At 39.1% G+C, this 11427-nt stretch carries 11 protein-coding genes and 1 rRNA gene; 9 read left to right on the top strand and 3 right to left on the bottom strand.

The features are described 5' to 3' along the window. The first annotated feature begins 46 nt into the window (after window positions 1–46). Window positions 47–160 (top strand): 5S ribosomal RNA (gene rrf, locus JOD18_RS22305). Window positions 161–778: 618 nt separating this feature from the next. Here rrf and JOD18_RS22300 read toward each other — a convergent pair. Beyond that, on the bottom strand, window positions 779–2038 hold the full coding sequence (locus tag JOD18_RS22300) for a BaiN/RdsA family NAD(P)/FAD-dependent oxidoreductase (protein WP_204671497.1): 1260 nt from the start codon (window positions 2036–2038) through the stop codon (window positions 779–781). A gap of 437 nt (window positions 2039–2475) precedes the next feature. Here JOD18_RS22300 and JOD18_RS22295 point away from each other — a divergent pair, with 437 nt between their 5' ends. Both JOD18_RS22295 and JOD18_RS22290 read left to right on the top strand, forming a co-directional pair. Further along, complete coding sequence (locus JOD18_RS22295; RefSeq protein ID WP_204671495.1) at window positions 2476–4098, top strand: putative polysaccharide biosynthesis protein; 1623 nt, start codon at window positions 2476–2478, stop codon at window positions 4096–4098. A 16-nt stretch (window positions 4099–4114) separates the two neighbouring features. After that, window positions 4115–4816 (top strand): pseudouridine synthase, encoded by a 702-nt coding sequence (locus tag JOD18_RS22290; protein ID WP_204671493.1) that lies wholly within the window; start codon window positions 4115–4117, stop codon window positions 4814–4816. 205 nt (window positions 4817–5021) lie between these two features. On the opposite strand, the gene JOD18_RS22285 is transcribed toward JOD18_RS22290, so the two are convergent. Further along, window positions 5022–5240 (bottom strand): HTH domain-containing protein, encoded by a 219-nt coding sequence (locus tag JOD18_RS22285; protein WP_204671491.1) that lies wholly within the window; start codon window positions 5238–5240, stop codon window positions 5022–5024. Window positions 5241–5616: 376 nt separating this feature from the next. On the opposite strand from JOD18_RS22285, the gene thpR reads away from it, so the two are divergent. The 4 genes from thpR to trmB all read left to right on the top strand — a co-directional run bounded on the left by thpR (window position 5617) and on the right by trmB (window position 8912). Continuing rightward, complete coding sequence (gene thpR / locus JOD18_RS22280; protein ID WP_204671489.1) at window positions 5617–6165, top strand: RNA 2',3'-cyclic phosphodiesterase; 549 nt, start codon at window positions 5617–5619, stop codon at window positions 6163–6165. After that, window positions 6165–7073, top strand: coding sequence for an NERD domain-containing protein (locus JOD18_RS22275; protein WP_204671487.1), 909 nt, complete (start codon window positions 6165–6167; stop codon window positions 7071–7073). Before thpR ends, JOD18_RS22275 begins: the two co-directional genes overlap by 1 nt. 146 nt (window positions 7074–7219) lie before the next feature. Further along, the gene (locus JOD18_RS22270; protein WP_204671486.1) at window positions 7220–8023 is read left to right on the top strand and encodes a phosphotransferase; all 804 of its coding nucleotides are present in this window, start codon (window positions 7220–7222) and stop codon (window positions 8021–8023) included. 241 nt (window positions 8024–8264) lie between these two features. Further along, window positions 8265–8912, top strand: coding sequence for a tRNA (guanosine(46)-N7)-methyltransferase TrmB (trmB, locus tag JOD18_RS22265; RefSeq protein WP_204671485.1), 648 nt, complete (start codon window positions 8265–8267; stop codon window positions 8910–8912). A gap of 340 nt (window positions 8913–9252) precedes the next feature. On the opposite strand, the gene JOD18_RS22260 is transcribed toward trmB, so the two are convergent. After that, a complete protein-coding gene (locus JOD18_RS22260) occupies window positions 9253–9600 on the bottom strand; it encodes a peptidase M4 (protein WP_239588304.1) in 348 nt (115 codons plus the stop codon). Window positions 9601–9713: 113 nt separating this feature from the next. Between JOD18_RS22260 and JOD18_RS22255 the strand changes: the two genes are divergently transcribed. Together JOD18_RS22255 and JOD18_RS22250 are read left to right on the top strand one after the other, a co-directional pair. Beyond that, window positions 9714–10784, top strand: a complete 1071-nt coding sequence (locus tag JOD18_RS22255; protein ID WP_204671484.1) for a M42 family metallopeptidase — start codon at window positions 9714–9716, stop codon at window positions 10782–10784. Window positions 10785–10905: 121 nt separating this feature from the next. Then, window positions 10906–11427: a hypothetical protein gene (locus JOD18_RS22250; protein WP_204671483.1), complete on the top strand. Its 522-nt coding sequence runs from the start codon at window positions 10906–10908 to the stop codon at window positions 11425–11427.

Raw genomic sequence — 11427 nt, 5'->3', positions numbered from 1 at the left:
GACGGTCACATCCTGTGACAACATCGATCGACTTGCGTCATGCAAGCCTGGTGGCAATAGCGAAGAGGTCACACCTGTTCCCATGCCGAACACAGTAGTTAAGCTCTTCAGCGCCCATGGTAGTTGGGTTTACCCCTGCGAGAGTAGGACGTTGCCAGGCACTTACAAAAAACTCTTAGTTTCCATACTAAGAGTTTTTTGTTTTTCACAGACCAGAGAGTTCAGCGATCATTGGCTGTTACCAAATCCTATATACTGTAGTATATTTTTGTGAGTTTCATGTCAAGGGTTTATCAACTATGAATGGAATAAGCAGCAAACAATTTTGACAAAATATCAAGTAAAAATGCATTCTAAAAAACAATCTATCTATTATAATAAAAAATAGATAGAAAGGGAGATGTAGAATATGCTTGCTAATTTAGCCGCCATGAGGTACAGTCCAAGGAAATGGATAAATGGTTAGAATACTTATGGTTTACAGCAGAAAAGAATGTAAATTTAGAATAAGTACCTTCTTTAGAGGAACAATTTGGCTACTTCACACCTGAAGAGTATGCTGAGGAAATAGAACAGGCATTAGGCGAACAAGCGGAAATCAAAGTATTTAAACATTACTTGCAAGAAGGTTATACAGATTATCTGCTACCTAAATTAGCAAGTTTTACAGGTGAAGTCTGCCGTACCGTTGCTTTGCCGGGCAGCACTTGTTTTATCGTGATAGAAAAATAAAAACGTGGGATAAATAACCATAGGGAAATCCTATGGTTTTCCCCATTTACTGACTAAAACTCTCCCAAGCCGCATGCATACCGGCGACTCTTCCTGTCACCAGGGCAGACGTAATATTATAACCGCCTGTATAGCCGTGAATATCTAGCACCTCACCACAAAAATAGAGCCCGTGCATCAATTTAGATTGTAATGTACTAGGTACAATTTCCTTAATTGAAACCCCGCCGCCAGTCACAAAGGCCTTCTTTAAAGGAAGGCTGCCATGTACATAAAAAGTAAATTGTTTTAACGAATTTGTAAAGGTTTCTAATTTGTCTTTGGATAGATTCGCACAGTTCAATGCAGGATCGATCTGTTGTTGCGTCAGTAAAAAGTCTAGTACCCTTTCAGGAGCATATCCTTTTATCACGTTTTTAAAAGATTTTTTCGGATGGCCCTGAATCGCTTTTTGTAGCTGCTGTAATAATGAATTTGTTTTTATATCTGGTAAGAGGTCTATTGATACTTTCACATCTTGCTCGCCTGTCATCAATAATTTTACGATAAATTGAGAGCACCTCAGCACAGCTGGACCAGAAATGCCAAAATGAGTAAAAAGCATATCCATGCGATGGGTGATCACCTTTTTTCCATCCTTATGGTAAACAGACAGTGCAACATCTCTTAGTGCCGTTCCTTGTAACACCTTATCCTGAATAAAGGTCTCATTAGAGGTAATGGGGACTTCAGTTGGGTATAACGATGTAATCGTATGTCCTGCCTTCTTAGCCCATGGATAAGCGTCACCAGTAGAGCCTGTATGGGGGACTGCTTTACCGCCGGCTGCAATAATCACTGTCTTTGTTGCAATCTTGTCTCTATTCTCTAGAATGATCTGATGGATTTGTTCGCCATAATCGATCGCTTCCACGCGGCAGTTCTTTCTGATCGTAACCCCAAGCCTGGCTAATTGCTGTAATAGGGCATCAACGACATCGCTTGCCTTATTACTAACAGGAAACATTCGGCCATGGTCTTCTTCTTTTAATGCTACGCCTAATCCTTCAAAATAATCAATAATGTCATAGTTATCAAAGGTTGAAAAGGCACTGTAAAGAAAACGTCCATTGCCAGGAATATGCCGAATGACTTCGTCTGTTGGCAGGCGGTTGGTGACATTACATCGGCCGCCTCCTGAAATGGCTAATTTCCTGCCTAGTTTATCTCCTTTATCGATTAATAGTGTGTTGGCCCCTTGCTCCGCAGCAGCAATAGCAGCCATTAATCCTGAAGGGCCGCCGCCAATAATAGTTACATCAAACATGTCCCAATTCCTTTCACCTGTCATGGTAGATTGTATTCAAATTCTATCCTACTTCCTATAGAATCACAAATATTAAGTCGAATTTACTCACAAAAACAGGACAGCTATGTTAAAATATATCTGTTACACTAATTTAAGAGGATGTTCAAAAAAAGTCTGATAAAAAAGAGGGTTCGGTTGTCTGCATTGACAGTAGTGGAACTTCTAAAAAAATCGCCCGTCTCATATGGGTAACATAGAAGTCAATATTTACTTTGTAAGTTCGGTACTCACGTGGAAAATATACGCTCTGTTTCTCGAAACGCTGCTGTCTCGAACTTTCAACACATAGGATGTGCTAGTATCGGTGTTGTAACAGAATGTTGCGAATTTAACCGATGCTGCTCCTTTTTACTGAACTTATTGAACAGATTATTTTAACGAATAAAGGTGAATGTATGTCAGGTTCAAATTTTATTAGAGGAACATTATTGCTTACAGGTGCTAGTTTTTTATCGAAATTTCTTGGGATGATCTATGTTATTCCTTTTACAAATATGGTAGGTGAGACAGGAATGACATTATATGGGTTTGCATATATCCCATATACCATCCTATTGAGCATTTCAACTGTTGGGGTCCCTTTAGCGGTTTCTAAATTTGTTGCGAAGTATAATGCGTTGGGTGATTACTATACAAGTATGCGCATGTTTAGAGTTGGCTCACTGATTATGTTGGCTACAGGGTTGATCGCTTTTGTCATTATGTATTTCGGTTCCGGTTTCTTGGCGTCCCTGTCATTAGATCAAGATACGCAAGGAATAACTATAGAGGAAGTCCAGCATGTGATGGAAATGGTCAGTTTTGCCCTTATCATTATTCCGAGTATGGCAATTATGCGAGGTTTCTTTCAAGGTAATCAATCTATGGGACCAACTGCTGTCTCGCAGGTAGTGGAACAGGTCGTACGGATTGCTTTCTTGCTTATTGCCGTATTTATTGTAATGAATATGATGGATGGTTCTGCCTATACCGCAATAGGTTTTGCTACCTTTGCAGCCTTTATTGGTGGGGTAGCTTCGTGGATTGTGCTGGGAGTTTATTGGCGCAAACGCAGGAAATATATTTATCATTCGATTGAGCAGCAAGAAAAAAAAGAAAATATACCTACAAAAGAGTTACTGAAAGAGTTATTCCGTTATTCTGGTCCATTTGTACTGGTTGGTATTGCGATTCCGTTATATCAATTAATTGATCAGTTTACCTTTAGTCATGCTATGGCAAAGATCGGTCAAGCAGAGGTTTCTACGATTGCTTTCTCTGCTTTTAATGTACAGGGTCATAAACTAGTCATTATTCCCGTAACGATTGCAACTGGTTTGTCACTGGCACTAGTGCCCGCCATTACGAAGTCGTTTAATGAACAGCATTGGGGACAAGTCAAGAAACAAATCAATCAATCTCTGCAAATTATTATGTTTTTTGTTTTACCATCCGTCTTAGGCCTGATTATTTTAGCTGACGCGATTTATGGCGGTTTATTTGGAATTGACAATCTTGACATTACGGGTCAAGTCTTTGCCTGGTATGCCCCAATGGCGTTAACATTTGCCTTTTTTACTGTTACGGCCTCTATTTTGCAGGGTATCGAGAAACAAAAATTTACATTAATAAGTCTGGCCGTAGGTGTATTAATGAAGCTGCTCGTCAACTCTATTCTTATTCAGCAATTTGAAGCGATTGGAGCTATTTTGGCCACTTTGATTGCAACCTTGATTGCCGTATTGCTTAATATGTGGCAGATTCATAAGACGATCGATTTTGGCTATCGAAGATTCTTCAAGTTAACATTACTAATGGCAATATTCACCACGATTATGTCGATTGTCATTCTCGTAGTGAAATTTGTACTAGGTCTATTCCTTGATGTTCATCAAAGCAGGGTGGACGCAATTATTATGATGATCGCAGGAGTCGGTATTGGTGGATTTGTTTATTTATATCTAGGTTATTATTCAACACTTTTTGAAAAGATAACAGGCAAAAGGATAGCCATATTAGATAGATTGATGAGACGTTAGCAAGGAGTGAGATTGGATGCGATTGGATAAGTTTTTGGCGAATATGGGATGTGGCAGTCGTAAAGAAATAAAAACCTTAGCCAAAAAAAAGCAGATTTTTGTGAATAAGCAAGTAGTGAAGAAAACCGATATCCATATTGATCCTGAACAAGATCAGGTAGAGCTTGCTGGACAGGTGATTAGCTACAAACCGTTTATTTATGTCATGCTGCATAAACCCGCCGGTTATATCTCGGCAACGGAAGATCCTATGCACGAGACTGTGCTGGATCTTCTTATGGAACAAGATAAGGTATTAGAACCTTTTCCAGTCGGACGCTTAGATAAAGATACCGAAGGATTATTATTGCTTACTAATGACGGCCTCCTTGCACATGATTTGTTGTCTCCAAAGAAACATATTGAAAAGACATATATTGCCCATGTCGCTAAACCAATTACAACACAAGATATCAAGGCTTTTCAACAAGGGGTTATCTTAGATGATGGTTATCTAACAAAACCAGCGTCACTTAGGGAACTAGATGATAAAGTAGTAGAAGTTATTGTGACAGAAGGGAAGTTTCATCAGGTAAAGCGTATGTTTGAAGCTGTCAATAATAACGTATTGTATTTAAAACGGGAAGTAATGGGAACGTTAAGGCTGGATCCAAATTTACGGCTGGGGGAGTATCGTGAGTTAAAAAAGGATGAAATATTGCAATTAAAGGGCAAATAAAATACCAGCATGGAAAGTGACTGTTCAAAAAAGTCTGATAAACATGCTGCAGCGAAGTTTTTCAGCAGCTTGCTTTAACGAGTGTACAAGATCATTACTTACGTAAAGTAGACTGCCAGGCACTTCTTGTTCTGCATATAAGTCATACTTTATCTCATTTTTTGAATCTACACAACAATACTGGTCAACAAAATTGTTGAATATATCAGGAAATTTTAACTTTTTTCTTTGTGATTTTCCAACGTCCCCGGTTTGGACTATTTACTAATCCGTTGTATGCTAACAAATGCAAATCTCTTTGAACAGTGCGGTCTGTTATCCCAAACTCTTCAGCAATTTGACTCGTGGTTACAGGTCCATTCTCTCTAATGAATAAATAGACTGCTTTCGCACGAGAAAGCATACGGGTTGTTGATTGGTTCAAAGAATCACTCCTTCAAAGTTTTAAGAGGTTTTTCAAAAAGTCCGCTAAAAATGACACATTGAATTTCTGGGTTGGCAGTAGGGGAACTTCTACTAAGATCACCCACATCGTGTGGGTAACGCAGAAGTAAACACACCCTGTGCAAGTCCGTTACCCATGTATTAAATACATACATTCCGTTACTCAAAGCTGCGCTGTCTTGAACTTCTTGGTCCTTTTTGTCGGGCCTTTTTGAACACACAATTAAAATGAAACCTTGTAAAAGTTTATTCATGATACACTCTATATTTTACACGCAATTGGTTATTTAATCTACTTTTTATTATTAATTATTCAGATAATTTAGATTATCTTTACAAACATGAAGGTGGTATTCATGAAACATTATTTTATTGCCATTGCCCTGGATAAGGCGACAAAGGCCTGGTTATACGAGATTCAGAAGCAGCTGATTCCTTGGTTTTCTTATAAGCATTGGGTGGAGAAAGATGATTTTCATATCACCTTGCATTTTTTTGGCGCGATCGAACAAGAAACATTAACAACGATAGCAGATCGATTAGAAAAGATGCAGCAGCAACCGTTTGTGTTAAAGATAGGCGGTTTATCTTATTTTGGCTTACAGGAAAGGCCGCGAGTGCTTTGGATGCAAATGGAGAGTAATGAAGCACTTCAGACGCTGCATGAAATCGTTCAAACGATAATTGGTCGTCATATTCCTATACAGCAGAAGCACTTTATTCCGCATATAACCATTGCTAAGAAGTGGGCAGATCCTGCCATACGTTGCTCGTCAAACGTCTGGAATATCGCCATGGAAACAAAACAAGTGACCATCGATACTATTACTATCTATGAAATACATCCAGATAAACGGCCAAGATATCAGGTGTGGAAATCATTTACATGGGATGAGGTGAGGTAATGGCACAGTTAATTAAATTAGAAAATTATATATCGCGGTATCAACAAGATATATATCATTATCCTGCACAATTCACCAGACTGAAGAAAGAGAACTGGCAGCGGCTTAAAGTCTTATGGGAACAGCAGCTGAAAATGAAACAAACGGAACCAGAAGAGGAAACCGAAGAATCGAATTTTTTCAATTGGCGTTCTTTATTTCATCGTCGTTCAGAAGTTGAAGAAGTGGAGAGCGAGGATGAATTTCCCGTACTTCCCCAGAAGGAAGAGGAGCTCAAACAATTTTTCTTAGATACTTTACTGCCTTTTCAGCTGAGATGGGCATCGACAACAATTAATCAAATGTCATTTTTGGATCGAGAATACCATCATGATTCACTGCTCAGATTCTTTTTGCAGAGGATGCCAGATACCTATTTTATTATGTATTTGCCTATTTTTGAATTAAAGAGCGGCATCGTAAATGGGGAAGTAGTGATGATTACACCTTTAGAAATTGAAATTATTATGGCAGTGGAACAGGCTGCTGATCAAACACTTATCGCCTCTGAACAACGCTATTGGCATGTAGCACAACAGGATATCCATACGCGAACCTTAAGTCCACTTATTGCTTTGAAACGAACTGAAACGATCGTCCAAAGTATTTTGAAAAAGTATGAGTTAGAGATGCCAATCAAGAAGGTCGTTCTGTCACGGGCGAATACGATTGAGTTCCAGCGCGTTCCTTATCGTACAGACTTCATTGGAAAAGAGGAATTTCCAGCATGGCTGCAGCAAAAGCAGCAATTGCTGTCACCAATTAAACACAATCAATTAAAAGTAACGGAAGCTTTATTGAGACATGTACAGTCAGTATCAGTGAGAAGACCAGAGTGGGACAGTGATGACAAAGCAGATATTTGGTGATTCCGACAAAAAAGTATATTAAATTTTGTCGGAATTTCATTTTTTGCTTGAAATTATACCCGTTTTTGCGTTAATCTATTATTACTATTCCCTTTTTACAAAGCGAGAGAATATTACATTATGTAGAGGAATTGAGGGTGACAGCTGTGGAACATATTTTAGGTGAAGATTGGATGGTTGTACCGGCTGGTGGATCGACTGGCACGGCTTTTTATGCCCAATCCGCTCAAAAAAAGCTATTTTTAAAGCGAAACTCGTCTCCGTTTTTAGCTGTATTATCTGCTCAAGGAATCGTTCCGAAATTAGTTTGGACGAAGCGCCTTGAAAATGGTGATGTGGTCACAGCTCAACAATGGCTGGACGGCAAAGCTTTGAATATAGAAGAAATTCAGCACCCAAAAGTAGCCAAATTATTGAGTAAAATACATCAATCCTCCGAATTATTAGATATGCTGTTGCGTATCGAACAAACAACAGTCAAGCTGGATCAAACATTAGTCAGAGTGAAACAGTTTGTAAAGGGTAATAAAATAGGACGTAATTCGCTTATATTATATCAAGCTATCAAATACTTAGAAGATCGTTTATTCGATGTTTATTATGATAAACAAGTTGTTTGTCATTGTGATTTAAATCATCATAATTGGATGTTATCTAATGATGGCGAATTATTTTTAATTGACTGGGATAATGCTAGGGTAGGAGATCCGGCAATGGACATTGGCAGAATTCTGCAGTCCTATATTCCAAAACAGGACTGGGATCAATGGCTGGCACACTATGGTATCGAAAGCAGCCGCTATCTGTTGCAGCGCATGCATTGGCATTTGCTTGTTGATGAAATTATCGCTTATGTATGGGCCCTGAATCAACGAGATGATAAAGAAGCAGACAGTCATTTACGGGAGCTTTATCAGCTTATGCGGCAGGTTAAAGAATGGCATCTATAGAGACAAACTTTCCTGATGAACTATGAAGTGTGGAGAATTTCATTTCTTAGGTCAGATCAATAAGCGTTACAGATAGATAAGCTATTGTTCTGTATTCATGGCAGTATCACTTTTTAGCCAGCGTAGAATTTCTGCGTTGGCTAAAAAAATGCCGCCATCTTTCTGTTTATTGGAAAAAATTACCACCTCTTACTGTGATGAATAACGAAATAGAATGAATTAGATAAAAAGGAGAAGAGCTATGCGAGCAAGACATAAACCATGGGCAGACGATTATTTGAAAGAGAATCAACAGCTTGTACCTGTTGATCCAGTGCAATATAAAGGCAAGTGGAAAGAAGAACGAACCAGTCACAAACCATTACATCTAGAGATTGGGACAGGGAAAGGACAGTTTATTGCAGGAATGGCCGAACAATATCCAGATATTCATTTTGTTGGTATGGAAGTGGTAAAAAGCATCATTGTATCAGCAGTAGAAAGGTTGAGTCAAACTGGTCTCCATAATGTAACCTTGCTCAATCAAGACGCACAGGACCTATCTTTACTTTTTGCTGATCATGAGGTTGACCAGCTGTATTTAAACTTTTCGGATCCATGGCCAAAGAACCGTCATGCGAAACGCAGGTTAACATACCCATCCTTTTTGGCACAATATCAGAAGATACTAAAGCCGGAGGGTAAGTTAATCTTTAAGACGGATAATAAACACTTGTTTGGTTATTCTTTGGAAAGCTTTTCTCAATTTGGCTGTATCTTAGAAGAGGTATGTTTAGATTTACATGAATTAGCCGATCCGACCAATGTCATGACAGAATATGAAGAAAAATTCTCCTCCAAGGGACAGCCGATTTACCGCTGTCAAGTTCGTTTCCCTGTTATTCCATAATCCCAAAAAGGGGCTGTTGCATAATTAGGTAACTGATTGTGCAACAGTTTTTTTTCTGCTAGCCGAGGCTGCTCCTTTGGCAGGCTAACGTCGCGCCGTCCTGTCGCCTCGCCTGCACTGGTACGTCCTGCGAAAAGCGAAGGGCTTGGCTGGGGGATCTTCGCACGCTTAATTCAGTTAAAATAATGACAAGGCTATAAAAGGAGAGCTGATTACACCATAATAAAGTGTAGGTGTTTGTTTATGTATGTGAAAGGTGACTATAAAACAAACGGAATTATCTAACACACAAAAAAACTGTCGCAAAATGCAACATTTATATTTTGCGACAGCCTCTGTTCTATGATTGGTGTTGGGGAAAGATATCTAAGAGTGTCCCGCTGTATGCTTCTACATAAAATTCATAAGGAACATGTTTTCCATTTTCGTGTTTAGTAATCCCTCCATGGTATACATGGTAGTCTATTCCATGATGGGTATATGGTTCTGACCGCATATAAATCCAAGAACCACTAACCTCGGTATGTTGAGATACCATATTTTTAACCGATTTTAAGACAGTTTCTGGTTTTAAGGGTTGTTTTTTCTTTTCGGCTTGCCCGATAAGATAACCAAACAGGAAACCTAATAAAATCATTAGAATGGTTTGTCGTTTCTTCATCGTCTCACTCCGTTCTATATTTTGCATGCTTTGTACTCATATTAAAGATAAAGACTGTCAAAAGGCAAGTAATAAGCTAAGATACTTTTCACCGAGTCGGTTAACATGATATATTGTAAAAAAGAAAGGGTGGCGAATCAATGAATGCAGAAACGTTAGCTTTATTTCGAACTCTCACTGAATTGCCGGGTGCACCGGGTAATGAACATCAAGTCAGAGCATTTATGAAACAAGAATTATCCAAATATGCCGATGAGATAGTGCAAGATCGGCTGGGCGGAGTGTTTGGCGTCAAACATGGTGAAGGCCCTAAAGTTCTTGTAGCCGGACATATGGATGAAGTCGCATTTATGGTAACACAGATTACTGACAATGGAATGATTCGTTTTCAACCATTAGGCGGATGGTGGTCACAAGTATTATTGTCCCAAAGAGTCGAAATACATACAGAGAGTGACAAAATAATTGGTATCGTCGGCTCGATTCCTCCCCACAACTTAACAGAAGCAGAGCGCTCTAAACCAATGCAGCAGAAGAATATGCTGATTGATGTAGGAGCTGATGATAAAGAAGATGCCTTAAACATGGGGATTCGGCCGGGACAATCTATTATTCCTGTTTCCAGCTTTACACCAATGACAAATAAGCAAAAAATCTTAGCAAAGGCATGGGATAATCGCTATGGATGCGGTTTGGCAATTGAACTATTGAAAGAACTGCAAGGAGAGGCAGTGCCAAATACACTATATTCTGGCGCTACAGTTCAAGAAGAAGTAGGCTTGCGAGGCGCCAAAGTTGCCGCCAATATGATTCAGCCTGACATTTTCTATGCCCTAGATGCTTCTCCTGCCAATGATATGTCTGGAGACAGTAAAGAATTTGGTCACATAGGAAAAGGAGCCCTGTTGCGTATCTTTGATCGGACAATGATTACTCACCGCGGCATTCGTGAATTTGTTTTAGATACCGCTGAAAGTAATCAGATACCTTACCAATATTTTGTTTCACAGGGTGGGACAGACGCAGGCAGTGTACATCTTTCTAATCAAGGGGTACCGTCAGCAGTGATTGGTATTTGTTCTCGTTATATTCATACCCATGCTTCGATTATCCACGTGGATGATTATGCAGCAGCCAAAGAATTATTAACAACATTAGTGAAGAATACAGATCAAACGACAGTAAATACTATTAGGAGCAGTAATCATTAAACCGTTGTTGCCAGATACAGCAGATTGGTAATCATTACAAGTGTAGCTTGCTTTTAATCAGACGGATGGACATGTTATGCTAATATGATCGAAATGGATAATGAGGAGGTATTAGAATAAGATGAGTAAATCTGGTCTGTTTATTGTGATCCTCTTGTTTATCTTTGCCGTCGTGTGGACTAGCATGTCTACTCCGTCTGAAGAGGAAATATTAGCAGAAGCTGTGGACGCAGCACAAGTACACTTTGAACAAGAAGCACATACCCCAAACACCATATTGGAACATTTTTCTTTATACGTACCAGCTGATTTTGAAATAGTGGAAGAATCAGACAGTAATGTGTTAGTCAAGCAAGGAGATCAAACGTATTTATTATTCCATAACCCTATAGAATCTGATACGAGCCAGCTGCATTATGAAGTAGCTAAAGCGGCTGACAACTCGGAAAGATTAGTTTCATTTGAAAACAAAGAACGCTTTGGTTATATTAATATCGTGGAGGATTCATCTGGATATGAATTGCAACTGGGTGTTGGCGGAACCAAAATTACCACGATAACTGATCAATCAAAATTGGTGGATAATTCCATTCATATGATGGATATGATTCGATCGATAAACTATAAAGAGGGAGCATCCTAA

Origin of the sequence: Gracilibacillus alcaliphilus, from assembly GCF_016909015.1 — a bacterium.
GTDB classification, from domain to species: domain Bacteria; phylum Bacillota; class Bacilli; order Bacillales; family Amphibacillaceae; genus Gracilibacillus; species Gracilibacillus alcaliphilus.
This window is presented reverse-complemented; position numbering and strand designations above follow the sequence as displayed.